This is a genomic window from Arthrobacter sp. UYP4, assembly GCF_057291175.1.
This window is the reverse complement of sequence record NZ_JBXAVU010000001.1, coordinates 609,486-634,576: the sequence shown is the minus strand read 5'-3', so window position 1 is coordinate 634,576 and position 25,091 is coordinate 609,486. Positions and strand designations below refer to the sequence as shown.

The window sequence follows — 25,091 nt, the reverse complement described above, 5'->3', positions numbered from 1 at the left end:
GGCCCGCCGTGCGCGGTGCTCCCGCGGCTCAGGCGCCGAACTGTCCGCGCAGCCGGTCGCGCATCGACGCGGACGCCTCGTTGAGGCCGACGACGGCCACCTCCGTGCCGTGGGAGCGGTACTTCTCCGAGACGGCATCGAGGGCGGCGATGGTCGACGCGTCCCACAGGTGCGACCGGCGCAGGTCGATGGTGACGTGGTGGGGGTCCGCCGCGTACTCGAACTGCATGTAGAGGTCGTTGGAGGAGGCGAAGAACAGCTCGCCGTCGATCACGTAGGTGACGCGCCGCTCGCCGTCCACCGTGTCCTCGGTGCGGTGGACGGTGACGAAGTGGGCCACGCGGCGTGCGAAGGCCACCATGGCCACGAGGACACCCACGCCGACGCCGATCGCCAGGTTGTGCGTCCAGACGGTGACGATCACGGTGGCGAGCATGACGGTGGTCTCGCTCCTGGGCATGCGCCTCAGGGTGGCGGGGGTGATGCTGTGCCAGTCGAAGGTGGCGATCGAGACGAAGATCATGACCGCGACGAGCGCGGCCATGGGGATGAGCGCGACGACGTCGCCGAGGGCGACGACGAGGACGAGCAGGAAAATCCCGGCGAGGAACGTCGAGATGCGGGTGCGGGCCCCTGAGGCCTTCACGTTGATCATGGTCTGGCCGATCATGGCGCAGCCGCCCATGCCGCCGAAGAAGCCGGTGATGATGTTCGCGGCACCCTGGCCCCACGACTCACGGGTCTTGTCGGACCGGGTGTCGGTGATGTCGTCCACGAGCTTGGCGGTCATGAGGGATTCGAGGAGTCCGACGGCGGCGAGCGCCAGGGCGAAGGGAGCGATGATCCGCAGGGTCTCGAGGGTCAGCGGGACGTCGGGGAGGAACAGCGAGGGCAGGCTCTCGGGCAGGTCTCCCTTGTCGCCGACGGTCGGCACGGGCACGTCGGCGAGGATCGTGAACAGTGTCAGGACCACGATCGCGACCAGGGGTGCGGGCACGGCCCTGGTGAGGCGGGGCAGGCCGAAGACGATCAGCAGGCCCACGGCGACCATCGGATAGACGAGGAGGGGGACGCCGAGGAGTTCGGGGACCTGGGACACGAAGATCAGGATGGCGAGGGCGTTCACGAAACCGACCATGACGGAGCGGGGGATGAAGCGCATGAGCCGCGCGACGCCGGCGATCCCGAGGATCACCTGGATGAGCCCGCCGAGGATGACGGCCGCGATGAAGTAGTCGATGCCGTGGCTGTCCACCAGGGGTGCGATGACGAGGGCGACCGCGCCGGTCGCGGCGGAGATCATCGCGGGCCGGCCGCCGAGGAAGGCGATGGAGACCGCCATGGTGAACGATGCGAACAGGCCGAGCCGGGGGTCCACACCGGCGATGATCGAGAACGCGATGGCCTCGGGGATCAGCGCCAGCGCCACGACGAGGCCGGCGAGCACCTCGGTCTTCAGGAGCCGCGGGGTCCGGAGCGCCAGCCTCACCGAGGATCGTTCCCTGGGCGAGAGGGGGGTGTCCGTGGTGGTGCGTCCTGCGGATGTCATGGTGCGTCGGTTCCTTCTGGTGGGACAGCGGAGGGCACAAGAGCGCGGGCCCCGCTCAACGTTACCTGCGCGCGGCCTTCTCCGGGTGGGTCCATCGGAGGCACAGGACCGCCCCGGGATGGCTACAGTGGCCCCATGACCCAGACATCCCCGGCGCCCCTCGGCGCGCCCGCCGACCCGGCCCCCTCCGCCCTGCGCGCCATCGTCACCGGAGCCAGTTCCGGCATCGGCGCGGCGACCGTGCGCGCCCTCCGCCGCGACGGCTGGGACGTCGTCGCGGCAGCCCGCCGGGTGGACCGGCTCGAGGCCCTCGCGGCGGAGACCGGCGCCACGGCCCTCGCCCTGGACGTCACCGACCAGGCGTCCGTCGATGCCTTCACGGCCGCGGCGACCGCCGGCGGCCCCGTGCACGCGCTCGTCAACAATGCCGGCGGAGCCTTCGGGGCCGACCCGGTGGGGCAGTCCGTCATCGAGGACTGGCAGCGGATGTACGACGTCAACGTGCTCGGCTCGATGCGCATGACCCGCGCGTTGCTGCCGGCACTGCGCGACGGCGGCCAGGGCAGCGTCCTGTTCCTGACCTCCACCGCCGCGCTCGCGGCCTACGAGGGGGGAGCCGGGTACTGCGGCGTGAAGGCCGCACAGGAGTCGATGGCGCGTTCGCTGCGGCTGGAGGAGGCCGGGAACAACATCCGGGTCATCGAGGTGTCCCCGGGCATGGTGCGCACGGAGGAGTTCTCGCTCAACCGACTCGGCGGGAACCAGGGTGCAGCGGACAGGGTCTACGAGGGCGTGGAGTACCCGCTGACGGCCGAGGACGTCGCCGATGCCGTGGCCTTCACCCTCAACGCTCCCCATCACATGAACATCGACCAGCTCGTCCTGCGCCCGCTGGCCCAGGCGGCGAACCACAAGGTGCTCCGCTCCACTACCTGATCGAAAGTGCTTGCCAATCCGGAAAGTAGTTGCGATGGTGATTCCATCAGCAACTACTCGGAAGGGGCACGACGATGAGCGATACCACGAAGACCGGTCACCCGGGCGCGGGGGAGGCGCAGGCACTGCTCGCGCAGGCGGACCAGATCGGCGCAAGTGTGAGGACCGGTGCGGGCTGGCCGCAGATCGCCACGTTGCTCGGTCTCGGCGCCGTCTCGGCGATGGGCGTCGTCGCCCTCGGACTCGCGGCGCAGGCGCCCGGCACGCCCGTCGTCCTCCCGATCGTCACCATGATGGTCTGGATCCTGATCTTCACGACGATGGCCGCCGTCTTCACCCAGGCGAACAAGCGCGGTTTCGGCGTCCGATGGGCGTACTACATCGGGGCGTGGGCCCTGCTGTGGGTGGCGGCGATGGTGCTCGGTGGCACGGTCCTCGAGGGCGAGCTGTGGTTCTCGGCCCTCATGGCGGCGCTCATCACCCTCACGACGACGGCGTGCGCCTGGTACGAGGCCCGCAGGTGAGCACGCAGGGCACGCCCGCCCACCCGCGCCACCAGCTGGACGACACGCTGGGCCACCCGGTCCGGTTCTCGTTGATGGCCGCGCTCGCCCAGACCCAGGAGATCGATTTCGCGACCCTCCGCGACCACCTGCAGGTCTCGGACTCGGTCCTCAGCAAGCAGGTGGCGGCGTTGGAAGCCGCGGGCTACGTCGGCGTCCGCAAGGGCTTCATCGGGAAGCGCCCCCGCACCTGGCTGACCATGACGAAGGCCGGGGACGCCGTGTGGCGGAACCATCTGGCGGCGCTGCGGGAGATCGCCGGCACCTTCTGAGCCGGGCGGCAGAGCTCTCCGCCACGGAGGGCCCTGCCGCCCGCTGCCGATTCCGTCCGGCGCTCCCCGACCCGGAGTAGGGTGCCTGTGGGCAGGTGTTGCACCGACAGGGGGACGGACAGCGTGGACGATCAGCCGAGCGGGACGGACGTGGCAGCATTCGCGGCCGAGATGAGGGACGCGGTCCTCTGGGTGGAGTGGAGCCGCAGCGCGACGGTCAGCGACGAGATGGCCGAGGCCCTGGTCGAGCGCGCGAACCGGCTCAGCCCCGACCTCTGCCCGCCGATGCTCGTGGAGCTGAACGGCATGGTGTCGCTGAGCCGCGGTGCCCTGCACCGGTTCGCCTCCGGCCTGAACATCGCAGCCATGGCCCTGGTGGGACCGTCAGCCGTCGACCGGACCCTGACCGAGTTCTTCACGCGGGTGCACCAGCCGCCGTACCCCACCCGTCATTTCGAGGACTCCGACCGGGCGCGGGCCTGGCTGGGCGATCATCCGCACAGCGGGGCCGCAACCTGAGGACTGCGTCCCCGGAGTCCCCGGCCGGAAGGTCGGCGGATCCGGGAGGACCGCCGCCTGCCCCTCAGGCCGGAGGAGCCGTGTCGTGGGCGCTCGTCCGCGACGCGACGCGCAGGCGCACCGAGAAGTTGTCCAGGGTGCCGGGCAGGGGGCGGGCCGGATCGAGGGCCTGACCGTCCTCGACGCCGAAATCGTGCCCGTGCACCAGCGAGGCCAGCGCGGCGCTCGTCAGGAGGAGCACCAACTGCTTCCCCGGGCACACCACCGGTCCGTCGCTGAACGGCACGAGGGGCCAGTCGTCCTGCTCGCCGGACAGCCAGCGCTCCGGGGAGAAATCGTGGGCACCCTGGACGTGGCGCTCGTCCCGGTGGAAGTACGGCGAGTAGATCAGGACGCCGCACTTCGCGGGCATCCGACCCTGTGCCCACTGCACGGGCGCGGTCGTCTGCCGCAGGATCATCGGGGTGGTCGGCCAGAGCCGCAGTGATTCGAGGACGACGGCTCGCAGGTAGGGGAGGAACCGGCGCCCCGACTCGTCCCCGTCCACCTCGTCCCGGGCGACCGCCATCGCCTCCGGATGCGTGGCGAGGACCGTCAGGGCCCGGAAGGTCGCCATCCCGGCCGGATCGAAGGCGAAGAGCCACTGGGGGACCTGCTCCGCGGGCTCTGCGCCGTCGCCCTTCGGGGCGGCGGCCAGCACCGCGGCGAGGCTCCCGGGTTCGGCGTGGGCGAGCTCGTGCCCGACGCGGGCCAGGAACCGCTCGCGAGTCCTCCTGCGCACCGGCCTCAGGAACGCCCAGTTGCCGTCCTTGCGCAGCCTGATCACCATCGCGGTGAGTTCCTTGTCGTCCCGCGCGTGGTCCCCGAAGACCACGCGGCGGACCACGCGGTACCACGCGTCCAGGAAGTCGCTCCACGGCAGGGACCCGCGGGACGAGGCTTCCGCGAGCAGCTGCTGCATCTCCTCCTCCACCACCGGGACGAATCGATCCGCGAGGTGGTGTACCGGATGGCTGGTGTCGAGGACCTGCTCCTGCAGGGCGCGCCGGACGGTGCGGACCTGCCCCTGGGAGATCAGGACGTTGGCGGGCTGGAAGTGGGACAGGGCGGCGCGCTTCTCGGTGGTCGCAGGCGAGAACGGCTCGGGCGACCCGGCCAGGACGGTGTGGACGTCTTCGGGAGCCAGCACCACCGCCTGCTTCCGGATCGGGAGCTTCAGCATCAGGGGGCCGGACGGGTACTTCGCGTGGATCGCCTGCAGGATGCGGACGGCCCTCGTGTCGAGGCCGAGGCGGGCGGAGAGCCCGACCACCCTCGGACGCCGGATGATGGGTCCCTTCGCGACGGTCGGCAGGAAGACTCCCAGCAGCAGCCGGGCGGTGTCCGGTGCGGACGCGGTGGGGAGGGTCGGGGTCGGCATGCGGTATCCATCCTGTCGCAGTCGGGGTCCCTTCCAGCCTGCCGCGCGCGGGTGGGGACCACAACGCCTTTCGCGGCGCCCGCCGGCCCGGCGGATGTGCAGGTCCCCTTTCGACAAGGAAATCGCGGCGGCGCTAGACTGGGGGCACAAGCGTCGACCCGGCGATCACCGGTGAGCTTCCGGAAGAAAGGCCGCCCTCCGTGGCGGCCCGTAGAACCGGACGGGTGGCCCGTCACAGCCGGAACGAGCGGCGGCCCCGGCTGCCGTGCCAGTGGCACGGCAGACGACGGCGGCAAGTGAGGTGGTACCGCGGGTCCTGGACCCCCGCGGCCGGTCAGGCAACCGGCGGTGGGCGGAAGGGGAACCGTCCTCACGGCAGGATTCCTGCACTCCCCGACGCCGCCGCACACAGGATGAGAACCATGCCGCAGATCTACCCCAAAGCCGTGTCGCCCGACGACAGCGGTGCCTCCTCCGGAACCAGCGCCTCCCCGCGCTTCCCCGAACTCGAGGAACGCGTGCTCCGCTACTGGCAGGAGGACGGCACTTTCCAGGCGTCGATCGATGCCCGGGATCCCGGCGTCGACGGTTCCAACGAATTCGTGTTCTACGACGGCCCGCCCTTCGCCAACGGCCTCCCGCACTACGGACACCTCCTCACCGGCTACGCGAAGGACCTCGTGGGTCGGTACCAGACGCAGCGCGGCCACCGCGTGGAACGGCGCTTCGGCTGGGACACGCACGGCCTGCCCGCCGAGCTCGAGGCCATGAAGCAGCTCGGGATGACGGACAAGCAGCAGATCCTCGCCATGGGTATCGACAACTTCAACGACGCCGCCAGGGCCTCCGTCATGAAGTACGCGGGGGAGTGGCGCGACTACGTGACCCGCCAGGCCCGCTGGGTGGACTTCGACAACGACTACAAGACCCTCAACCCGGAGTACATGGAGTCCGTCCTCTGGGCGTTCAAGACGCTGCACGAGAAGGGCCTGACCTACAGCGGGTACCGGGTCCTGCCGTACTGCTGGAACGACGAGACGCCCCTGTCCAACCACGAACTCCGGATGGACGAGGACGTGTACCAGGACCGGCAGGACCAGACCGTCACGGTCACGTTCCCGATCCTCGCCGGCGCAACGGCCCTGTCGAAGGACCTCGCGGGCGTGCAGGCCCTCGCCTGGACCACGACGCCGTGGACGCTGCCCACCAACGCCGCACTCGCCGTCGGGCCCGACATCTCCTACGTCGTCGTCACCGGGGAGCGCGACGGCCAGGCCGGCCGCTACCTGCTGGCGGAGGACCTGCTGGGCAACTACGCCAAGGACCTCGGCTTCGCCGACGCCGCCGCCGCACGCGAGGCCGTCATGTCCCGCCACCTCGGGACCGAGCTGGAAGGGCTCACCTACGAGCCGCTGTGGGACTACCTCGCCGACCCCGAGGAGGGCGGCTACCGCAACGCCTTCCGCATCCTCGTGGCGGACTACGTCACCACGACGGACGGCACCGGCCTCGTGCACCAGGCACCCGCCTACGGCGAGGAGGACCAGAAGGTCTGCGAGGACGCCGGCATCCAGGTGATCCTCTCTGTCGACGAGGGCGCGAAGTTCCTGCCGATGTTCGGCAGGGGCCCGCTCGCGGAGATCGTCGGGCTGCAGGTCTTCGAGGCGAACCGGCACATCACCCGCGTGCTGAAGTCCGAGGGACGCCTCGTGCGGCAGGCCAGCTACGTGCACAGCTACCCGCACTGCTGGCGGTGCCGCAACCCGCTCATCTACCGCGCCGTGTCCTCGTGGTACGTCGAGGTGACGAAGATCCGCGACCGCATGGTGGAGCTCAACCAGGACATCACCTGGATCCCCGGCAACGTCAAGGACGGCCAGTTCGGCAAATGGCTCGCCAACGCGCGCGACTGGTCCATCAGCCGCAACCGCTTCTGGGGCAGCCCCATCCCGGTCTGGGAGTCGGACGACCCCGAGTACCCGCGCACCGACGTGTACGGCTCGCTCGCCGAGCTGCAGGCCGACTTCGGCAGGCTCCCGCTGAACAAGCAGGGCGAGGTGGACCTCCACCGTCCGTTCATCGACGAACTCACCCGGCCCAATCCGGACGACCCGACCGGCCGGTCCACGATGCGCCGCGTCGAGGACGTCCTCGACGTCTGGTTCGACTCCGGATCCATGCCCTACGGCCAGGTGCACTACCCGTTCGAGAACGAGCAGTGGTTCGACACGCACAACCCCGCGGACTTCATCGTCGAGTACATCGGGCAGACGCGCGGCTGGTTCTACATGCTGCACATCCTGTCCACGGCCCTGTTCGACCGTCCGGCGTTCCGCAATGTCATCAGCCACGGGATCGTGCTCGGCTCGGACGGGCAGAAGATGTCCAAGAGCCTGCGCAACTACCCGGACGTCTCCGAGGTGTTCGACCGCGACGGCTCGGACGCCATGCGCTGGTTCCTCATGGCCTCGCCGATCCTCCGCGGCGGCAACCTCGTGGTCACCGAGCAGGGCATCCGCGACGGCGTCCGGCAGGTCATCCTGCCGCTGTGGAACGTCTGGCACTTCTTCAGCCTGTACACCAACGCGGCCGCCGGCGGCGCGGGCTACGAGGCGAAGACCGTGACACCCGAGGCCGCGGCACGGCTGGGTGAGCCGATCGACCGCTACATCCTCGCGAACACCGGCAACCTCGTGCGCGACATCACCGAGTCACTCGACGCCTTCACGATCAGCGACGCCTGCGAGTCCCTGCGCCGCTACCTGGACACGCTCACCAACTGGTACGTCCGCCGGAGCCGCCAGCGGTTCTTCGACGAGGACACGGACGCCTTCGACGTGCTCTACACGTGCCTCGAGGCCGTGTGCCGCGTCGCGGCGCCCCTGCTTCCCCTCGTGACGGAGGAGATCTGGCGAGGGCTCACCGGCGGTCGGTCCGTGCACCTCACGGACTGGCCCGAGGCCGCCGCGTTCCCCGCCGCCCCGGACCTCGTCGAGCAGATGGACCGCACGCGCCAGGTGTGCTCCGTGGGCTCCAGCCTCCGCAAGGCCGCGAACCTGCGGGTGCGCCTCCCGCTGCGGGAGCTGACCGTCGTCGCGCCCGGCGCAGCGGACCTCTCGGGCCAGTACTCCGCGATCATCGCGGACGAACTGAACCTGAAGGGCGTCCGCCTGGTCGACTCGGCCGATGCCGAACCGGCCGAGTTCGGGATCACCCAGCGCCTCGTGGTCAACGCCCGCGCCGCCGGCCCGCGCCTCGGCAGGAACGTGCAGAGCGTCATCAAGGCCTCGAAGGCCGGCGACTGGTCGGTGGACGAGGACGGCGGCGTCACCGCCGGTGGCCTCGGACTGGAGCCGCACGAGTACACGCTCGACACCGTGGTGGAGGGCAACGACGCCGCGTCGAAAGCCGTGACGGTCCTGCCCGGCGGCGGGTTCCTCGTCCTCGACACCGAGGTCACGGAGGAGCTGGCGGCGGAGGGCACGGCGCGCGACGCGATCCGCGCCATCCAGCAGGCACGGCGCGACGCCGACCTCGACATCAGCGACCGCATCACCACCACCATCGGTGTCGCGCCCGGGCAGGTCGGGGCACTCGAGGCGAACGCCGACCTGATCCGGGCGGAGACCCTCACGGTGGAGCTCCGCATCACCGCTGCCGAGGACGCCGGCAGCGATTTCAGCATCACCGTCGGAAAGCGGGAACAGCAGCATGGATGACACCAACGGCACCGGGGGCGGCCCAGGACTGGACGCCTTCTCGGTGGAAAGTGTGTACGCGGAACTCCTGGGCCGCGCGCCGGAGAACAGGATGGAGCCGCGCATGGCCCCCCTGCACCGGGCCATGGAGATCCTGGGGGAACCGAACCGGGCCTTCCCGATCATCCACATCACCGGCACCAACGGCAAGACGTCGACGGCCCGCATGATCGAGAGCATCCTGCTGGCGCACGACCTGCGGACGGGCCGTTTCACCAGCCCGCACCTCTCGCGTGTCACGGAGCGCATCAGCATCGACGGTGAGCCCGTCGACGACGACACCTTCGTGCGCGTCTGGGACGAGATCAAGCCCTACCTCGACATCATCGACGGCGAGCTCCTGGTCGCCGGCGAACCCCGCCTCACCTACTTCGAGTGCGTCACGATCCTCGCGTTCGCGATCTTCGCGGACGAGCCGATCGACGTCGGCGTGATCGAGGTGGGACTCGGCGGCATCACCGACGCCACGAACGTCGGCGACGGACAGGTGGCGGTCGTCACCCCCATCTCGCTCGACCACACCGACCTCCTCGGCGACACCGTCGAGGACATCGCCCTGGAGAAGGCCGGCATCATCAAGCCCGGCTCCTTCCTCGTCAGCGCGATCCAGCCGCGGGATGCCGCGCAGGTGCTCCTGGAGCGCGCCCGGGAGGTGGGTGCGGAGTTCCGGTTCGAAGGCGTCGAGTTCGGTGTCGAGTCGCGCACCGTCGCCGTCGGCGGGCAGGTGGTGTCCCTCACCGGACTCGCCGGACGCTACGGCGACCTGCTGGTACCCCTCCACGGCGAGCACCAGGCGGAGAACGCGGCCGTCGCGGTCGCCGCGGTGGAAGCATTCCTCGGCGGCGGTGAGCGCCGGCTCGAGACCGAGCTGATCCGCAACGGGCTGCGCGCCGTCACCTCGCCCGGCCGCCTCGAGGTCGTCCGGACCGCGCCGAGCATCATCGTGGACGCCGCCCACAACCCGGCCGGCGCCCGCGCCGCCGCGAAGGGCATCAGCGAGGCGTTCGACTTCCCCCGGCTCGTGCTGGTCATCGGCATCCTCGAGGACAAGGACGCCGCAGGCATCCTCGCCGAACTCCACGAGGAGCTCGGCGGCATCCTCGAGGACGTCTGCCTCACGCAGTCCACCTCGCCCCGCTCGATCCCCGCCGCGGACCTCCTGCAGGCCGCCCTCGCGGCCGGCTTCGCCGAGGAGAACATCAACATCGCCCCCGGCCTCGACGACGCACTCGAATGGGCCGTCATGAAGGCCGAGGAGAACAACGACCTCGCCGGTGGCATCCTCGTGACCGGCTCCATCACCGTGGTCGGCGAGGCCCGCACGCTCTTGGGGAAGTAGGTAGGCCATGGCACGCAGAACCAGGGCACAGCGCGAATGGCGGCCCGGCATGCCGAAGAGGCGGAGGTCCACGAAGATCCTCTTCGCCTCCACGGTCCTGCTGCTCGAGGCGTTCGTCGTCTTCTTCGCGACGCTCGCGGTCTTCGGACTGCGACGCGACGAGATCCCGCCCGCCGTCATCCTGACCTCGGGCCTGCTGCTCAGCGTCGTCCTCGTGCTGACGTGCGCCGTGCTGACCAAGCGGTGGGGGATCGGCCTCGGCTGGATCCTGCAGCTGGTGATCATCGCGGGCGGCATCCTCGAACCGGCCATGTTCGTGGTGGGCATCGCGTTCGCGCTGACCTGGCTCTACGGCATCCGGCAGGGGATGCGCGTGGACCGCGAGAACGTGGAGCGGGACCGGCTGCAGGCCGAGTGGGAGAAGGCGAATCCGGAATAGCCGCCCGCTTTAGTAGAGTCGGTCCTGATACCACCACCTCCCCGACCCGACACCGCGCCGTCCCGGACGGCGCCCACCCCAGGAGTTCCCATGAGCGTTGAGCGCACCCTTGTCCTCGTCAAGCCCGACGGCGTGTCCAGAGGCCTGACCGGCACCATCCTGTCCCGCATCGAGGCGAAGGGCTACACCATCGCGGAGCTGAAGCAGGTCCGTGCCACCCGCGAACTCCTGGAGGAGCACTACGCGGAGCACGTGGGCAAGCCGTTCTTCGAGCCGCTCGTCGAGTTCATGCTCAGCGGTCCGATCGTCGCCGCGGTCTTCGAGGGCCAGCGCGTCATCGAGGGGTTCCGTTCGCTCGCGGGAACCACCGAGCCGACGGCAGCGGCGCCCGGGACCATCCGGGGCGACCTCGGCCGCGACTGGGGCGTCAAGGTGCAGCAGAACCTCGTGCACGGCTCCGACTCGGCGGAGTCGGCGGAGCGCGAGATCGGCATCTGGTTCGCCTGATACCGCGTCATCGGTTGCCCCGGGTCATGTGCCCGGGGCAACTGTGTTGATAGGTTAGGGCCATGATGACCTATCGCAGACTGGGTTCCTCCGGACTCAGCGTTTCCACCGTCGGGCTCGGCTGCAACAATCTCGGCAGGGCCGGCACCACCTCCGAATCGCAGGAGGGCACCGACGCCGTCGTGCATGCCGCGATCGACGCCGGCATCACGCTCTTCGACGTGGCCGACATGTACGGGAAGGCGCCCGGTGTCAGCGAGATGCAGCTGGGCAAGGCGCTCGGCAGCCGTCGCGACGACGTCGTCCTCGCCACGAAGTTCGGACTGGACATGAACGGGGTCAACGGACCCGACTGGGGGGCGCGCGGATCGCGGCGCTACATCATCCGGGCCGTCGAGGCGTCGCTGCGCCGCCTCGGCACCGAGTGGATCGACCTCTACCAGTACCACGCCCCCGATGCCGCGACGCCGATCGAGGAGACCCTCGCAGCCCTCGACGACCTCGTGACGAGCGGCAAGGTGCGGTACCTCGGACACTCCAACTTCGCCGGCTGGCAGATCGCCGAGGCCGAGTTCACCGCACGCAGCGGTGGGTACACGCCGTTCATCTCCGCGCAGAACCCCTACAACCTGCTGGACCGCCGCCTGGAGCGGGAGGTCGTCCCGGCCGTCGAGGCGTACGGGATCGGTGTGCTGCCCTACTTCCCCCTGGCGAACGGTCTGCTGACGGGCAAGTACCGCCGCGACGAGGTCCCCGCCGGGAGCCGGCTCACGCACTCCCGGAAGAACGTGCTGGAGACGGCGGACTGGGACCAGCTCGAGGCGTTCTCGGCCTTCGCGGCCGAACGTGGACTCAGCGAGGTCCAGGTGGCGTTCTCGTGGCTCGCCGCCCAGCCGTCCGTCGGCTCGGTGATCGCCGGTGCCACATCTCCCGAGCAGGTGCGCCAGAATGCCGCCGCAGCGGACTGGACGCCGTCGGACGAGGATCTGGCCGGACTGGACGGCATCTTCCCCCGCCCGGCGGCCTGACCCGGCGACAGTCCCGTGCCGGGGGTCCATCGTCGTTCTGCCTGTCCGCGCGTACGGTTCAGGCCCGGTGGAACGTCTTCCCGATGACGCGCTCGGATGCTCCGACGCGATCGAGGTAGGGCGTGATGCCGCCGAGGTGCAGCGGCCAGCCGGCGCCCAGGATCATGCACAGATCGATGTCCTCCGGCGCGGCGACCACGCCTTCGTCGAGCATCCGCCCGATCTCGTCGGCCAGCGCATCCTGCGTACGGCGCAGCACGTCCTCCGCGGACGATGCGCCGGTTCCGCGCTCCATCAGCGCCAGGGTCTGCTCGGGAACGGTCTCGGTGCCGTCCTCCTGCTTCACCCACAACCCCTTGATCCCGGCGTCGATGAGTGTCCGCTGGTTCGCCGAGACGTGGAAGCGCTCCCCGAAAGCCGCGTGCAGCGACTCCTGGACGTGCTGACCGACGGGCAGCCCCACGAGGGCGAGCAGCCGGAAGGGCGTCATGGGCAGACCCATCGGACGCAGTGCATCGTCGGCCGTCGCGGCGTCCGTGCCCTCGTCGAAGACGGCGGTGATCTCGCCGAACATGCGTCCGAGGATGCGGTTCACCACGAAGGCGGGGGCGTCCTGCACGAGGACCGCGTTCTTCTTCAGGCCCTTCGCCAGCACGAACGCCGTCGCCAGCACGGCGTCGTCCGTCGAGGGCGCGCGCACGACCTCGAGCAGCGGCATCGCGGCGACGGGATTGAAGAAGTGGAAGCCGACCACCCGCTCCGGATGGACGAGGTCCGCGGCCATCTCCGCCACGGACAGCGAGGAGGTGTTGGTCGCGAGGATGCACTCGGGGGAGACGACGGCCTCGACCTCCGCGAAGACCTGCTTCTTGACGGACATCTCCTCGAACACGGCCTCGATCACGAAATCGGCGTCGGAGAAGACGTCCTTGGAGACCGAGCCGGTCACCAGTGACCTCGTCCGGTTGGCGGCGTCCTGGGACAGGCGCTTCTTCCCGAGCAGCTTCTCGATCTCCGCGTGCACGTACGCCACGCCCTTGTCCACGCGGTCCTGGTCGATGTCCGTGAGGACCACCGGAACCTTGAGCCGGCGGGCGAACAGGAGCGCGAGCTGGCCGGCCATGAGACCCGCGCCGACGACGCCGACCTTCGAGACCGGGCGCGCGAGCTTCCGGTCGGGAGCTCCTGCCGGGCGCTTGCCGCGCTTCTGCACGAGGTCGAGGAAGGCGTAGACCGTTGCATGGAACTCGGGCGTCTGCATCAGTTCCGCCAGTGCAGTGCACTCCGCCGCCGCCGACTCCTGCCTCGACCAGGTGAGGCCGGACTCGAGCAGATCCAGCACGCGCGAGGGCGCGGGAGCGGCGTTGCCGGTCTTCGCCTCGACGAAGGCCCTGCCTGCGGCGACCGCTGCGGTCCAGGCGGCGTCGTCGTACTGCGAGAGCGCGGCACGCCGCTCCTCGACGGCAGCTGCGGCTGCGCCGCCCCGAAGCACCTGCGCCGCCCACAGCAGGGACTGCTCGAGGTAGTCGGCGGGTTCGAAGAGGGCGTCGGCGATGCCGAGCCCGTGGGCGGCCCTGCCGTCGAGGCTGCGGTTGTTGCTCAGCGGGTTCTCGATCATCACCTTGACGGCATGGGCGGGGCCGATCAGCCGCGGCAGGCGGTAGACGCCACCCCAGCCGGGCACGAGTCCGATGAAGGCCTCGGGCAGGCCGATGCCGTTGGCCCCGGAGGACACCGTGCGGTAGTTCGCGGCGAGGGCGATCTCGAGGCCGCCACCCAGAGCGACACCGTTGATGAAGGCGAAGCTCGGCACGCCCAGGTCGGCGAGGAGGTCGTACGCCTCGTGTCCCAGTTCGGCCATGAGCCGGCCGAGGTGCTCGGACTTGACGCTCTTGACGGTGCTGAGGTCGGCGCCGGCCACGAGGAAGTAGGGCTTGCCGGTGACGGCGACGGCGGAGATCTCGCCGCGCGCCGCGCGTTCCTTCAGCTCCTCGAGGGTGCGGCCGAATTCGATGAGCGTGGTGGGGCCCAGCGTGGTGGGTTTCGTGGAGTCGAGGTCGTTGTCCAGCGTGATGAGCGCGAGGACGCCCGCGCCCTCGGGCAGGGTGATGTCCTGCACGTAGGAGTGGGTGACGATCTCGGCCGGGACGAGGCCGGCCAGTTCGTCGTAGCGTTCGAAGCTCATGCTGCGTCCTGTCCGTAGTGCTCGTGGTGGGGGTTCTCCCAGATGACCGTCGCGCCCATGCCGAGGCCGATGCACATCGTCGTCATGCCGTAGCGCACGCCCGGGTCCTCCTCGAACTGGCGGGCGAGCTGGTTCATGAGCCGCACGCCGGAGCTGGCCAGCGGGTGTCCCACGGCGATCGCGCCGCCGTAACGGTTCACGCGGGGGTCCTCGTCGTCGATGCCGAAGTGGTCGAGGAAGCTCAGCACCTGCACCGCGAAGGCCTCGTTGATCTCGAACAGCCCGATGTCGCCGATCTCCAGGCCTGCCTGCCGGAGTGCCTTCTCCGTGGCCGGAACGGGCCCGATGCCCATCACCTCCGGTTCGACACCGGCGAAGGCGTAGGCGACCAGGCGCATGCGGACGGGCAGACCGAACTCGGCTGCTGCGTCGGCGGAGGCGAGCAGGGCTGCCGTGGCGCCGTCGTTCAGTCCGGCAGCATTCCCGGCGGTGACGCGGCCGTGCGCACGGAAGGGTGTCCGGAGCGCTGCGAGGTCCTCGGCCGTGGTCCCCGGGCGGGGCGGCTCGTCGACGGTGTTCAGGGTCCAGCCGGAACCGGGCTTCCTGCCGGCCACGGGTACCAGGTCGGGCTGGATCCGCCCTGCCTCGTAGGCTTGCGCCAGCTTCTGCTGGCTGTGGACTGCATAGGCGTCCGCCCGGTCCCTGGTGATCGACGGGAAGCGGTCGTGCAGGTTCTCCGCCGTGTTGCCCATGTTCAGTGCCGCCGGATCGACGATGCGCTCGGAGACGAAGCGCGGGTTGGGATCGGCATCCGCTCCCATAGGGTGGTTGCCCATGTGCTCGACACCGCCTGCGATGACGACGTCGTATGCGCCGAAGGCGATCCCCGAGGCGGTGGTGGTCACAGCCGTCATGGCGCCGGCGCACATCCGGTCGATGGCGAATCCTGGGACCGTGCGGGGGAGCCCGGCCAGGAGGGCAGCGGTGCGGCCGATGGTGAGGCCCTGGTCCCCGGTCTGCGTGGTGGCGGCGATGGCGACGTCGTCGATCCGCTCGGGCGGCAGGGTAGGGTTCCGGCGCAGCAGGTCGCGGATGCACTTCACCACGAGGTCGTCCGCGCGCATGCCGGCGTAGATGCCCTTCTCGCCGGCCCTGCCGAAGGGGGTGCGTACTCCGTCGACGAAGACGACGTCGCGGACGGCTCGTGACGCGCTGCGTGCGGGCACCGTCCCGGTATCTAGGCTCACCTGTTGCTCCTCTTCGAGATGTAGGTCAGCGATCATGTTACTGGTGAGTAACATAGCGTGCAAGCGACAGGAGCCGGCCCGGGATTCAGCCTTCGGGCGTCTCCCGCCCCTTCGCAGGCAGGGGATCGGGGTCCAGGAATGCGACGGTGATGATCGCCGCCACCTGCTCGATCTGCCAGGGGCGCGCCCCCAGGTCGGCGAGTGCCGCCGAGACGGACTCGAGCGAGATCTCGGCGGGCGGACGCCAGGCGATGCGGCGCAGGTAGTCCGGCGTGAGCAGGTTCTCCACCGGCATGTCCAGCTTCTCCGCACACTGCGCGACGCGCGGGCGCGCGGTCTGCAAGCGGGCCGCGGCCTCGGGATCCTTCTCGGGCCAGATGCGGGGCGGGGGCGGCGCGTTGGTCGGCACGTGCAGGGGTGGGAGGTCGGTGAGCTTCCTCGCGTCGCTGATGCATCTCAGCCACCGGGGCGCCTCCTTCTGCGCTGCCCGGCCGTGGAACCCCTTCGTGGCCAGCAGCTGCGGGACGGTGGCCGGCATCGCGCGCGCGGCCGCGACGATCGCCGAATCGGGGATGAGGCGGCCGGGTGCCACGTCGCGACGCTGTGCGAGGTCTTCGCGCTCCAGCCACATCTGGCGGACGGCGGCGAGCTGGCGGCGGTCGCGCAACTGGTGCAGGCCCGAGGTGCGGCGCCACGGATCCACGCGCGGTTCGGCGGGCGGGGTGCGGCGGATGTGCTCGAACTCCTCCTCGGCGATGCCTAGCTTTCCGCCCTCCTCCAGCAGGCCGGCGAGCTTGTCCCGCAGTTCCGCCAGGACCTCGACGTCGAGCGCGGCGTAGCGGAGCCACGGCTCGGGCAGCGGCCGCTTGGACCAGTCCGCCGCCGAGTGCTCCTTCGCCAGGCTGAAGCCGAGCTGCGACTCGATGACGGCGGCGAGGCCGACCCGGGGGAGTCCGGCGAGGCGCGCCGCGAGCTCCGTGTCGAAGAGCCTGTCCGGCCACATCCCGAGCTCGGCGAGGCAGGGGAGGTCCTGGCTCGCGGCATGCAGGATCCACTCGACGCCGTCGAGGGCGTCGTCGATGATCTGGAGGTCGTCGAAGGGCTCGGGGTCGATCAGCCACGTCCCGGCACCCTCCCGGCGGATCTGGACGAGGAAGGCGCGCTGTCCGTAGCGGAAGCCGGAGGCGCGCTCGGCGTCGACAGCCGCGGGTCCCGTCCCGGCCGCGAGGGCCGCTGCCGCCCGCTCGAGCCCGGCGGGCGTGTCGATCACGAGGGGGACGCCTTCGCGCGGTTCGGTCAGCAGGGGGAGTGCGGCGGGTATGCCGGGATCGGACGCGTCGGTGCTGTCCGTGTGTTCGGAGGTATGGGAACTCATGGTGATTTCAGTCTATCCCCGCGGGCGTGTGCGCCCGGAAAGCACCCGGTGCTGCTCCCGGGACCGGACGGTGCAGCGCGGAGTCAGGACCTGCGGTGCGGAAGGTGCGCGACGCCGTCGGGCAGCGGCGGCAGCCCGGCGAAGGTGCAGACCATCTCCGACCACGCCTCGAGGTGCCTCCGCACGTCGGAGGTCTCCGGTGTCCAGGACGCGCGGAGTTCGATGTCGATGGTGTCGGGCCGGTCCTCGAGCGTCCCGTAGCTCTCCGAGAGGATCCTCGTGGCCGTCCCCCCGGTGCTGTGGTGGCGTGCCCCGTGATTGCCCAGTGCTTCCACCAGCCAGGTCCAGGCGACCGAGCCGAGGAGCGCGTCGTTGCCCATGTCCGGTTCGAGCTGTGCCCGGATGTAGGTGACGATCCGGAAGCGGCCGTTCCAGACCTCGGAGCCGTCGGGATCGTACAGGAGGATGAACCGTCCGGTCGCCAGCTCCTCGGGCTCGGGCGGGAGCAGGAGGGTGCGGGCCGGGCCGTGGAGCGGTGGCGGCAGGACGGGCGTGGCCTCGAAGACCTCGGCCCCGAGTGCCACCGCGAAGGGGGCCAGGCGCGACGGCGCCGGGATCTCCTCGAGCCGGATCTCGCTGCGACGGGCTGCTTGCCGCAGGCCGGCGAGGGCGTCCAGGAATTCCGCAGGTAGTTGCGTTATACCGCCGATTGCACTCACCCCCGCAGGTTATGCCCTGCGGGGGTGGCTGCGGCGGCGGCGCGCCGTCGCAACGGGTGTGCGGGCGGGCGCATCCGGCCCGGGACGCACCGACCGCGTCAGGCGGAGACTTCCCGACGGATCGCCTCGATGAAGGAGTCGACGTCCTCCTCGGTGGTGTCGAACGAGCACATCCAGCGGACCTCCCCGGTGGCCTGGTCCCAGTCGTAGAAGCGGAAGCTCTCGCGGATGCGGTCGGCCGAGCCCGGAGGCAGGATGGCGAAGACCGCGTTGGCCGTGGTCTCCTGCGTGAGCGTCACGCCCTTGATGCCGCGGACGCCCTCGGTCAGGCGTGCGGCCATCGCGTTGGCATGCCCCGCCGAGCGGAGCCACAGGTCGCCCTCCAGCAGGGCGATGAGCTGCGCCGAGACGAAGCGCATCTTCGACGCCAGCTGCATGTTGAGCTTGCGCAGGTACTCCAGGCCCGTGGACGCCTCCGGGTTCAGGACGACGATGCACTCGCCGAACATCAGGCCGTTCTTGGTGCCGCCGAAGGACAGGATGTCCACGCCGGCGTCGCGCGTGAAGGCGCGCAGTGGCTGGCCGAGGGCGGCCGCGGCGTTGGCGAGCCGGGCACCGTCCATGTGGACCCGCATGCCACGGGCGTGGCAGTGGTCCGCGATCGCCTTGATCTCCGCGACGGAGTACAGCGTGCCGAGCTCGGTGGTCTGGGTGATCGAGACCGCCAGGGGCTGCGCGCGGTGCTGGTCCCCCCAGCCCCACGCCTCACGGTCGATCAGCTCGGGAGTCAGCTTGCCGTCCGGCGTCGGGACCGTCAGCAGCTTGATGCCGCCCACCCGCTCCGGAGCCGCGTTCTCGTCGACGTTGATGTGGGCCGTCCGCGGGCAGACGACGGCGCCCCAGCGCGGCAGGATCGACTGCAGCGAGAGCACGTTGGCGCCCGTGCCGTTGAAGACGGGGTAGATGGAGATGCCCTCGCCGAAGTGGTGCTCCATCACCTCCTGCAGGCGTGCGGTGTACTGGTCCTCGCCGTAGGCGACCTGGTGGCCCTCGTTCGCTGCGGCGAGCGCGGTGAGGACTTCCGGATGCACGCCCGAGTAGTTGTCGGAGGCGAAGCTCCGCTGGGTGCGGTCGTGCAGGGACGGGGCTGTTGTCAGGGTGTCGGTCACGGTTCCATTATCCCCGATGCGCGTCGCGCACCGCGTCGATGCGGGCCCCGTTGACGTCCGCCGGAGGCGCCCCGAGCAGCGACGCCAGGATGCCGGCGAGATCGTCGACGTGCGTGTAGCCCGGGAACTTCCGGTCGGGGTGCTGCTGCCGCAGGGTGTCGTCGACCAGCGCCTTGACCACGACGGCGGTCGATGCCGCCGCGCTGCCGTCCCTGGCGAAGCCGTCGGCGACGGCCTGGAGCCAGGCGTCGACGGAGGCCTTGACCGCGGCGTAGGAGGCGTTGCCGGCCGTCGGGGCGGCGACGGCGGTGGCGGACACCGCCGCGAGGCGTCCGCCCCGCTCGGCCAACTGGTCGTAGAAGGCCCTGCTGGTGTTGAAGAGGGTGACGAACACCGAGCGGTGCAGGGCGTCGTAGTCCGCCGTGGACTGGGCGGTGATCCCCTTGCCGCCCCGCCAGCCGCCGACGAGGTGGAACAGGGCGTCTGCGCCGCCGTGGTCGGCGCGTACGCGGTCGGCGAGGACCCGCACCGCCGCCTCGTCCGTGAGGTCGCACTCCTGGCGGTCCACGCCCTCGAGCGTCGCGAAGGCCTCGGCGAGCCGCCCGGCGTCCGAGCCGACGGCGACCACCGCCAGTCCGTCCGCGAGGAGCCGTCGCGTGAGGGCCCTGCCGGATGCGCTGGCGGCGCCGGCGACGACGGCGGTCCGGCCGCCGGTGCTCTCGCTCATGCCGCGTCCGCCGTGATGCCCGCGGTGGACTCGATGACCGGCTTCATCTTGCGGTCGAGGGCCTCGAAGAACATCGAGAGCGGGAACTCGTCGTCGAGCACGGCGTCGGTCAGGCCACGCGGGGGGCCGAGGAGCTCGAGCGCGTCGGGACCCTTGGCCCAGACCGATGCGGGGTGCGGCGTGACCGTGGCGGATACCAGGTCGTAGGCGGCCAGCCAGTGCGCGATCTTCGGCCGGTCGATCGAGCGCCAGTACAGCTGCTCGATCTGCTCACCGAGGGCGACGACGACGTCCGCCGCCTCGTCCCAGTCGATGGTGAGCTCGGTGTCGGTCCAGTGCAGGACGCGGTGCTGGTGCATCCACGCGAACAGGAGCTGTCCGCCGAGGCCGTCGTAGTTGCGCACGCGGCTACCGGTGATGCTGAAGCGGAAGATGCGGTCGAAGATGACCGCGTACTGCACGAGCTTCGCGTGCTTCCGCGCCTCGGGTGACGCGTCCTCGTCCTTTTCGATCGTCACGGATTCACGGAAGGCGGTGAGGTCGCAGCGCAGTTCCTCGAGCGAGTACAGGAAGAAGGGCATGCGCTGCTTGATCATGAAGGGGTCGAAGGGGAGGTCGCCGCGCATGTGCGTGCGGTCGTGGATGAGGTCCCACATCACGAAGGTCTCCTCGGTGAGTTTCTGGTCGTCGAGGAGTTCCAGGGCGTCCTGCGGCAGTTCCAGGCGTGTGATGTCGGCGGCTGCCCGGACCACGCGGCGGAACCGGGCGGCCTCGCGGTCGGCGAAGATGGCTCCCCAGGTGAAGGTCGGGGTCTCGCTCACCGCGACGGTCTCGGGGAACAGGACAGCGGAGTTCGTGTTGTAGCCCTCGGTGAAGTCGAGGAACCGGATGGGCACGAACAGGCCGTTCGAGTATGCGCCCGCTTCGAGCTCGGCGATGAATTCGGGCCAGAGGACCTCGATCAGCACCGCCTCGACGAGCCGGCTGGTGCTGCCGTTCTGGGTGTACATGGGGAACACCACGAGGTGCTGGAGGCCGTCCGTGCGGTCCTGCTGGGGCTGGAAGGCGAGCAGCGGCTCGAGGAAGTCGGGAACGGCGAATCCGCTCGATCGCCAGGCGTCGAATGCCGCGACGGTGCGCCGGAGGTACTCGGCGTCGTGGGGGAACAGGGGAGCGAGCTCCGTGATCGCGGCCGTGATGGCGGCCGTGAGCTCGGCGGCCGGAGCGTGGTGCTCCGGCTCCGGGATGGAGCCGTCCTTGACCTGCAACAGGCGCAGCTCCTGGGCTGCTGCCTTGAGGGAGAGCCAGGCGGGCTGCTCCTGGGGCGTGGTGTCGACGGGCGCGAGGGGGGTGACGGTCATGGCTCCTGCTTTCTCTGGTCGTGGATGTCGGATCCGTTGCCGCGAGCGTAGCAACCAGGACAGCTCCTCTTACACTCCGAAGGGAGAAGTTCCAGAAAGTCTTATGCTCGGGAGCGGACGACCGCGGGAGAGGACCAGACCGGCTTTCCCCGCTATGGACGCACGAGGGACGTACCCGGACACGCCGGACACGGGAAAGGCCGGCTCGCGGGCCGGCCTTTCCGCACACTCTCGTCCGGGCTACTCCGCCGGAACGAGCTTCATGGAGATCGAGTTGATGCAGAACCGCTGATCCGTGGGGGTGTCGAAGCCCTCGCCCTTGAACAGGTGCCCGAGGTGGGAGTCGCATCTGGCGCAGCGCACCTCGATGCGTTCCATGCCCATCGACCTGTCATGCAGGTACCGCACCCTGTCGTCCGCCAGCGGCGCCCAGAACGAGGGCCACCCGCAGTGCGAGTCGAACTTCTCGTTGCTCGTGAACAGATCGGCACCGCAGGCGCGGCAGGCGTAGGTGCCGGCCGTCTTCGCGTCGTAGTACTCCCCGGTGTAGGGGCGCTCGGTGCCCGCCTTGCGCAGGACCTGGAACTCCTGGGGAGTCAGTTCCCGGCGCCACTCGTCATCGGACTTCTCGATCTCGGGCCGGTAGGTGTCGCGTTCGGTAGTCATATCCGGTGCAACGCCTATGAGTCGCCGATAAATCCCGAACCCGAGTACAGGTGCAGCACGGCGATACCGAGCTTGTCCTGTGCCCTGTTGGCCCAGTCGGTGTGGAACGTGTCGGCCATGGCGTGCGGACGCGTGATCACCACCGCCTGCTCGGCCCCACTCTCCGTGGCCTCCCGCACGAGGGCGTCCACGGGATTCCCCGTCGTCGTCCGTCCGCCCGCCGCGAATCCCTCGTCCCGCAGCAGGCGGAGGGACGCGTCGAGGGCGGTGCGGGCGGCGGCTTCGTCATGGCGGCGGTCGTCGCCGGAGAACGAGCGGAACGCCTCACCGACCTCGAGGAGGCTCAGGTGGCGGAAGAACTCGCCCAGGACGGACTCGTTGCGGTCCTCGGGGATCAGGACGACGACCTCGGCGGGATCCTCACCCTGCAGGGTCCGCAGGTTCCGGAGATCGGGGTGGGTCAGGGCTTCCTCGGTCAGCACCAGTATTGTTCGGCTCATGGCGCCACTGTACTGCGGCGCCCTGCCCGCCCGCGGTGCTGCAGGGCCGCGAATCGACGGCGCCTGCGGCGCAGGGTAGAAATGGAGCTATGGCAACTGGAACGTCGACGGCCGCGACGCAGCGGGTTCGGGCTCCCTGGCTCAAGTGGACCGCACTCGGGGTGGGCGCGGGAGCCGCGCTCGCGTCCTCCGCGGCCGGCGCGGTGTCCGGGCTCGCGGTGTACTTCGCCCGGCAGATCGTCACACCGGCGCGCAGGCGCGACGAGAACCTGGAGATCCTCGCGGTGGTCGGACAGGCGGGCAACCGCACCGTGATCCTCCCCGCGAACGAGGACACGACCATCGAGGGTACCTACAGCCTGCACTTCGACGGGGGAGCGGGCCACGCCCGCGTGGGCGCCATCCGGTCCTACGTGCCCCGGGAGGGGACGGTGGAGCGTGAGGTGGAGGAGGTCTATGCGGGCGACCTGACCTCGGCGACCCGCGGCTGGTGGGGCGGGGCCGTCTACCCGTCACCGGCGGCGATGGGTTTCGCCGAGGAGGAGGTGAGCATCCCCGTCGAGGGCGGCTCGGCCCCGGCCTGGCTCGTCCGCGCTGAAGCTCCTGCCCGCACCTGGGCCATCATGGTGCACGGCCGCGGAGCCTCCCGGGCGGAGGCGCTGCGCGCCGTACCGCCGGCGCGCCGGCTCGGCATGACCAGCCTCGTCCTGTCCTACCGGAACGACGGCGAGGCGCCGTCCGCGCCGGACGGCCGCTACGGCCTCGGGATGACGGAGTGGCACGACGTCGACGCCGCGATCGATTTCGCCGTGTCCTCCGGTGCCCGCGACGTCGTGCTCTTCGGCTGGTCCATGGGCGGCGCGATCGTCCTGCAGACCGCCGACCTCTCCCGGCACCGGCGGCGCATCGCCGCGCTGGTGCTCGACGGCCCCGTCGTCAACTGGATCGAGGTGCTCGCGCACCACGCCGAGCTGAACCGGATCCCCGCCCCTGTCGGGCGGCTCGGGCAGTACCTCCTCGCCAGCCGGCGCGCACGGCGGATCACCGGACTGGCAGCCCCACTGGATCTCAAGAGCATGGACTGGATCGCCCGCGCCGAGCAGCTGACCCTGCCCACGCTCGTCCTGCACAGCGAGGACGACGAGTTCGTGCCCATCGGGCCCTCGGCGGAACTGGCCGCCAGGAACCCGGCCTTCGTCACCCTCGAGCGGTTCCACCGCGCCCGCCACACGAAGGAGTGGAACCTCGATCCGGAACGGTGGGAGGCCGTCGTCGAACACTGGCTGGACGCACACCTGAACGGCCGGGCCCTCCCCGGTGGGAAGGTGCCCGGCCCGGAGACTACTGCGCTTCCCTGATCTTCCGCTTGATCCGGCCCAGCATCGCGGCCATGCCGCGCATGCGCAACGGGGTGATCGCCCGGGTCAGGCCGAGACGGTCGGGGACGTCGTCGGGAACGGCGAGGACGTCCGCGGCAGGCAGCCCGTCGAGTCCCTCGAGCAGCACGCCGGCGAATCCGCGGGTCGTGGGAGCCTCCGGCGGGGCGGAGAAGAACAGGTGCACGCGGCGCTCGGGCTCCTCGCCGATCTCCATGGTGAGGAAGAGCGGGCTCTGGCACTCGACCACCTGCTCCAGGAGCTCGGGGTGGTTCCCGTAGCGCTCCGGCAGGTCCGGGAGTTCCCGGGAGAAATCGAGCAGGAGCTGCAGGCGGTCCGGCTCCGTCAGGTCCTGGAAGTCGTCGATGATCTCGGCGAGCTTCGCCGGGACGGCCCCGGTGGTCATCGGGCCGCCCGTACCGGGCTCGCGGGCACGTCGCCGGGCTCGGTGCCCCGGACGATCGGTACGCGCACCGCATTGCCCCATTCGGTCCAGGAGCCGTCGTAGTTGCGCACGTTCGGGAAGCCGAGCAGGTGCGTCAGGACGAACCACGTGTGGCTCGACCGCTCTCCGATCCGGCAGTAGGCGACGACGTCGTCGCCGTCCTGCAGGCCGGCTTCACCGCGGTAGATGGCGTCGAGCTCCGCGCGCGTCCGGAAGGTCCCGTCCTCGGCGGCCGCACGCGCCCAGGGGACGGAGCGCGCGGTGGGGATGTGCCCTCCGCGCATCGCGCCCTCCTCCGGGTAGGCGGGCATGGTGGTGCGGGCCCCGGTGTACTCGTCGCCCGAGCGGACGTCGATCAGGGGCTTCCCGAGGTGGTCGAGGACATCGCCGAGGAAGGCGCGCACGGGTGCGTCGTCGCGCTCGACGACCGGGTAGTCGCTCGGTGCGGTGTCCGGCTTGTCCGTCGTGAGCTCCCTTCCCTCGGCCACCCACTTGTCGCGGCCGCCGTCGAGCAGCCGGACGTCCTCGTGGCCGAAGAGCGTGAAGACCCAGAGGGCGTAGGCGGCCCACCAGTTGCTCTTGTCGCCGTAGATCACCACGGTGGAGTCGCGGGAGATGCCCTTGGTGGCCATGAGGCGTGCGAACGCGGCGCCGTCGAGGTAGTCGCGCGTCACCTCGTCGTTCAGCTCGGTGTGCCAGTCGATCTTGACGGCGCCGGGCACATGGCCCGTCTCGTACAGCAGGACGTCCTCGTCGGACTCGACGACCACCAGACCCTCGGCGCCCAGGTTGGCGGCGAGCCAGTCGGTGGAGACGAGCCGCTCGGGATGGGCGTACTCGGCGAACTTGTCCTGCGTATCTGGAGCCAGTGTCATTGCGGCCTTTCGCATAGCTGTCTGCTCGAAGGAGCGTCTCTTCCTCCCTAGCGTAACCACGCGCCCGCCCGATTGCTTCCGGCTCCCCAGCGTGCGGCCGGGGCCGCGATTCCCGG

23 protein-coding genes are annotated in these 25,091 nt (G+C 70.3%); 10 read left to right on the top strand and 13 right to left on the bottom strand.

Annotated features, from left to right (window positions below):
* Positions 1–28 precede the first annotated feature (28 nt).
* Positions 29–1,549 (bottom strand): SulP family inorganic anion transporter, encoded by a 1,521-nt coding sequence (locus tag AC0Z9V_RS02945; RefSeq protein WP_485140652.1) that lies wholly within the window; start codon positions 1,547–1,549, stop codon positions 29–31.
* A 135-nt stretch (positions 1,550–1,684) separates the two neighbouring features.
* On the opposite strand from AC0Z9V_RS02945, the gene AC0Z9V_RS02940 reads away from it, so the two are divergent.
* From AC0Z9V_RS02940 to AC0Z9V_RS02925, 4 genes are all read left to right on the top strand, one after another.
* A complete protein-coding gene (locus AC0Z9V_RS02940) occupies positions 1,685–2,485 on the top strand; it encodes an SDR family oxidoreductase (protein WP_208741302.1) in 801 nt (266 codons plus the stop codon).
* A gap of 74 nt (positions 2,486–2,559) precedes the next feature.
* Positions 2,560–3,009: a hypothetical protein gene (locus AC0Z9V_RS02935; protein WP_208741300.1), complete on the top strand. Its 450-nt coding sequence runs from the start codon at positions 2,560–2,562 to the stop codon at positions 3,007–3,009.
* Entirely contained in the window at positions 3,006–3,320 is a 315-nt protein-coding gene (locus AC0Z9V_RS02930; RefSeq protein ID WP_208741298.1) for a winged helix-turn-helix domain-containing protein, read from the top strand. Before AC0Z9V_RS02935 ends, AC0Z9V_RS02930 begins: the two co-directional genes overlap by 4 nt.
* Positions 3,321–3,443: 123 nt before the next feature.
* Complete coding sequence (locus AC0Z9V_RS02925) at positions 3,444–3,839, top strand: DUF7793 family protein (protein WP_485140651.1); 396 nt, start codon at positions 3,444–3,446, stop codon at positions 3,837–3,839.
* Between the two features lie 64 nt (positions 3,840–3,903).
* Here AC0Z9V_RS02925 and AC0Z9V_RS02920 read toward each other — a convergent pair whose 3' ends face one another.
* A complete protein-coding gene (locus tag AC0Z9V_RS02920; RefSeq protein ID WP_485140650.1) occupies positions 3,904–5,259 on the bottom strand; it encodes a cytochrome P450 in 1,356 nt (451 codons plus the stop codon).
* A 422-nt stretch (positions 5,260–5,681) separates the two neighbouring features.
* On the opposite strand from AC0Z9V_RS02920, the gene ileS reads away from it, so the two are divergent.
* From ileS to AC0Z9V_RS02895, 5 genes are all read left to right on the top strand, one after another.
* Positions 5,682–8,978, top strand: a complete 3,297-nt coding sequence (ileS, locus tag AC0Z9V_RS02915; protein ID WP_485140649.1) for an isoleucine--tRNA ligase — start codon at positions 5,682–5,684, stop codon at positions 8,976–8,978.
* Positions 8,971–10,356 (top strand): bifunctional folylpolyglutamate synthase/dihydrofolate synthase, encoded by a 1,386-nt coding sequence (locus AC0Z9V_RS02910; RefSeq protein ID WP_485140648.1) that lies wholly within the window; start codon positions 8,971–8,973, stop codon positions 10,354–10,356. Before ileS ends, AC0Z9V_RS02910 begins: the two co-directional genes overlap by 8 nt.
* Positions 10,357–10,363: 7 nt before the next feature.
* Positions 10,364–10,795: a DUF4233 domain-containing protein gene (locus AC0Z9V_RS02905; protein WP_485140647.1), complete on the top strand. Its 432-nt coding sequence runs from the start codon at positions 10,364–10,366 to the stop codon at positions 10,793–10,795.
* Between the two features lie 90 nt (positions 10,796–10,885).
* Entirely contained in the window at positions 10,886–11,302 is a 417-nt protein-coding gene (gene ndk, locus AC0Z9V_RS02900; RefSeq protein WP_133080621.1) for a nucleoside-diphosphate kinase, read from the top strand.
* Between the two features lie 62 nt (positions 11,303–11,364).
* Positions 11,365–12,330, top strand: coding sequence for an aldo/keto reductase (locus AC0Z9V_RS02895; protein ID WP_485140646.1), 966 nt, complete (start codon positions 11,365–11,367; stop codon positions 12,328–12,330).
* Between the two features lie 58 nt (positions 12,331–12,388).
* Here AC0Z9V_RS02895 and AC0Z9V_RS02890 read toward each other — a convergent pair whose 3' ends face one another.
* The 9 genes from AC0Z9V_RS02890 to AC0Z9V_RS02850 form a co-directional block, all read right to left on the bottom strand.
* Positions 12,389–14,515, bottom strand: coding sequence for a 3-hydroxyacyl-CoA dehydrogenase NAD-binding domain-containing protein (locus AC0Z9V_RS02890; RefSeq protein ID WP_485140645.1), 2,127 nt, complete (start codon positions 14,513–14,515; stop codon positions 12,389–12,391).
* Positions 14,512–15,798, bottom strand: coding sequence for a thiolase family protein (locus tag AC0Z9V_RS02885; RefSeq protein WP_485140644.1), 1,287 nt, complete (start codon positions 15,796–15,798; stop codon positions 14,512–14,514). Before AC0Z9V_RS02885 ends, AC0Z9V_RS02890 begins: the two co-directional genes overlap by 4 nt.
* 49 nt (positions 15,799–15,847) lie before the next feature.
* A complete protein-coding gene (locus tag AC0Z9V_RS02880) occupies positions 15,848–17,137 on the bottom strand; it encodes an HRDC domain-containing protein (protein ID WP_485140643.1) in 1,290 nt (429 codons plus the stop codon).
* 83 nt (positions 17,138–17,220) lie between these two features.
* Complete coding sequence (locus AC0Z9V_RS02875) at positions 17,221–17,847, bottom strand: DUF3000 domain-containing protein (protein WP_133081008.1); 627 nt, start codon at positions 17,845–17,847, stop codon at positions 17,221–17,223.
* Positions 17,848–17,954: 107 nt separating this feature from the next.
* On the bottom strand, positions 17,955–19,025 hold the full coding sequence (locus AC0Z9V_RS02870; protein ID WP_133080616.1) for a threonine aldolase family protein: 1,071 nt from the start codon (positions 19,023–19,025) through the stop codon (positions 17,955–17,957).
* Positions 19,026–19,032: 7 nt separating this feature from the next.
* On the bottom strand, positions 19,033–19,752 hold the full coding sequence (locus AC0Z9V_RS02865; RefSeq protein ID WP_485140642.1) for an SDR family oxidoreductase: 720 nt from the start codon (positions 19,750–19,752) through the stop codon (positions 19,033–19,035).
* Positions 19,749–21,113: a DUF6421 family protein gene (locus AC0Z9V_RS02860; RefSeq protein WP_485140641.1), complete on the bottom strand. Its 1,365-nt coding sequence runs from the start codon at positions 21,111–21,113 to the stop codon at positions 19,749–19,751. The genes AC0Z9V_RS02865 and AC0Z9V_RS02860 overlap by 4 nt, the downstream gene beginning before the upstream one ends.
* Before the next feature lie 240 nt (positions 21,114–21,353).
* Positions 21,354–21,779 (bottom strand): peptide-methionine (R)-S-oxide reductase MsrB, encoded by a 426-nt coding sequence (msrB, locus tag AC0Z9V_RS02855; RefSeq protein ID WP_133080613.1) that lies wholly within the window; start codon positions 21,777–21,779, stop codon positions 21,354–21,356.
* A gap of 14 nt (positions 21,780–21,793) precedes the next feature.
* The gene (locus tag AC0Z9V_RS02850) at positions 21,794–22,279 is read right to left on the bottom strand and encodes a universal stress protein (protein WP_133080612.1); all 486 of its coding nucleotides are present in this window, start codon (positions 22,277–22,279) and stop codon (positions 21,794–21,796) included.
* An 89-nt stretch (positions 22,280–22,368) separates the two neighbouring features.
* On the opposite strand from AC0Z9V_RS02850, the gene AC0Z9V_RS02845 reads away from it, so the two are divergent.
* On the top strand, positions 22,369–23,637 hold the full coding sequence (locus AC0Z9V_RS02845; RefSeq protein ID WP_485140640.1) for an alpha/beta hydrolase family protein: 1,269 nt from the start codon (positions 22,369–22,371) through the stop codon (positions 23,635–23,637).
* Here AC0Z9V_RS02845 and AC0Z9V_RS02840 read toward each other — a convergent pair.
* Together AC0Z9V_RS02840 and AC0Z9V_RS02835 are read right to left on the bottom strand one after the other, a co-directional pair.
* Positions 23,621–24,061: a SufE family protein gene (locus tag AC0Z9V_RS02840; RefSeq protein WP_133080610.1), complete on the bottom strand. Its 441-nt coding sequence runs from the start codon at positions 24,059–24,061 to the stop codon at positions 23,621–23,623. The genes AC0Z9V_RS02845 and AC0Z9V_RS02840 overlap by 17 nt on opposite strands.
* Positions 24,058–24,975, bottom strand: coding sequence for a sulfurtransferase (locus AC0Z9V_RS02835; protein ID WP_459289974.1), 918 nt, complete (start codon positions 24,973–24,975; stop codon positions 24,058–24,060). The genes AC0Z9V_RS02840 and AC0Z9V_RS02835 overlap by 4 nt, the downstream gene beginning before the upstream one ends.
* Positions 24,976–25,091: the final 116 nt, after the last annotated feature.

Bases quoted from the DNA above. Each gene is read 5' to 3' on its own strand.
- ndk (WP_133080621.1), top strand. From the start codon at position 10,886: ATGAGCGTTGAGCGCACCCTTGTCCTCGTCAAGCCCGACGGCGTGTCC.
- AC0Z9V_RS02905 (WP_485140647.1), top strand. From the start codon at position 10,364: ATGGCACGCAGAACCAGGGCACAGCGCGAATGGCGGCCCGGCATGCCG.
- ileS (WP_485140649.1), top strand. From the start codon at position 5,682: ATGCCGCAGATCTACCCCAAAGCCGTGTCGCCCGACGACAGCGGTGCC.
- msrB (WP_133080613.1), bottom strand. From the start codon at position 21,779: ATGACTACCGAACGCGACACCTACCGGCCCGAGATCGAGAAGTCCGAT.
- AC0Z9V_RS02835 (WP_459289974.1), bottom strand. From the start codon at position 24,975: ATGACACTGGCTCCAGATACGCAGGACAAGTTCGCCGAGTACGCCCAT.
- AC0Z9V_RS02845 (WP_485140640.1), top strand. From the start codon at position 22,369: ATGGCAACTGGAACGTCGACGGCCGCGACGCAGCGGGTTCGGGCTCCC.
- AC0Z9V_RS02880 (WP_485140643.1), bottom strand. From the start codon at position 17,137: ATGAGTTCCCATACCTCCGAACACACGGACAGCACCGACGCGTCCGAT.
- AC0Z9V_RS02910 (WP_485140648.1), top strand. From the start codon at position 8,971: ATGGATGACACCAACGGCACCGGGGGCGGCCCAGGACTGGACGCCTTC.
- AC0Z9V_RS02895 (WP_485140646.1), top strand. From the start codon at position 11,365: ATGATGACCTATCGCAGACTGGGTTCCTCCGGACTCAGCGTTTCCACC.
- AC0Z9V_RS02885 (WP_485140644.1), bottom strand. From the start codon at position 15,798: ATGATCGCTGACCTACATCTCGAAGAGGAGCAACAGGTGAGCCTAGAT.
- AC0Z9V_RS02945 (WP_485140652.1), bottom strand. From the start codon at position 1,549: ATGACATCCGCAGGACGCACCACCACGGACACCCCCCTCTCGCCCAGG.
- AC0Z9V_RS02860 (WP_485140641.1), bottom strand. From the start codon at position 21,113: ATGACCGTCACCCCCCTCGCGCCCGTCGACACCACGCCCCAGGAGCAG.
- AC0Z9V_RS02840 (WP_133080610.1), bottom strand. From the start codon at position 24,061: ATGACCACCGGGGCCGTCCCGGCGAAGCTCGCCGAGATCATCGACGAC.
- AC0Z9V_RS02850 (WP_133080612.1), bottom strand. From the start codon at position 22,279: ATGAGCCGAACAATACTGGTGCTGACCGAGGAAGCCCTGACCCACCCC.
- AC0Z9V_RS02890 (WP_485140645.1), bottom strand. From the start codon at position 14,515: ATGAGCTTCGAACGCTACGACGAACTGGCCGGCCTCGTCCCGGCCGAG.
- AC0Z9V_RS02920 (WP_485140650.1), bottom strand. From the start codon at position 5,259: ATGCCGACCCCGACCCTCCCCACCGCGTCCGCACCGGACACCGCCCGG.
- AC0Z9V_RS02935 (WP_208741300.1), top strand. From the start codon at position 2,560: ATGAGCGATACCACGAAGACCGGTCACCCGGGCGCGGGGGAGGCGCAG.
- AC0Z9V_RS02940 (WP_208741302.1), top strand. From the start codon at position 1,685: ATGACCCAGACATCCCCGGCGCCCCTCGGCGCGCCCGCCGACCCGGCC.
- AC0Z9V_RS02865 (WP_485140642.1), bottom strand. From the start codon at position 19,752: ATGAGCGAGAGCACCGGCGGCCGGACCGCCGTCGTCGCCGGCGCCGCC.